General features: G+C 46.8%; 1 pseudogene. It reads right to left on the reverse strand.

Features of this window, described 5'->3' with window-relative positions:
- Positions 1–485 (reverse strand): annotated as a pseudogene (locus EAO38_RS08740) (Eco57I restriction-modification methylase domain-containing protein); the annotation flags it as partial.

Below are 485 nucleotides of genomic sequence, written 5' to 3' on the forward strand. Positions count from 1 at the left end.
GTCGTGATAAAGCTGGCATTCTAACGCGCTTTGGGCGATAGCCAAGTAAAGGGGGTTGGTTTTGATCTCTTCAAGGCTAGGCTGGGGGAGGGGGAGTTGATAGACATAGCGTTTATTAGTGTGTATCTGTATGAGCGAGCGCAAGTAAAAATCCACTACCAAAGAGTTAAACAAGCCCAACGCAAAGAGAGTTTGCAAGGGGGGCACTTCTAGTATGCCCTCTGGGGTGTAAGTGTAGGGCACGCTTGAAAACATAGTGTTTCCTACCGCACAATTTTTAGGCAACAAACTCACAACAAAACTTCTTTCATCGCTGTCTCTAGCAATATCTCTATACCCCAACCTCAAATATTGATACTCATAGGCAATCGCCCCGCTATACCCCCCCTTTTTAGCGCGGTGCTCTTCTTTGCTTTTTAGTCTCTCTTGGAGTGCCTTTAACTCCACACAAAAGCGGGGCGGGGCAAACTCTGCATTGAATTGGT

Source organism: Helicobacter vulpis (assembly GCF_003660395.1).
Taxonomy (GTDB): domain Bacteria; phylum Campylobacterota; class Campylobacteria; order Campylobacterales; family Helicobacteraceae; genus Helicobacter; species Helicobacter vulpis.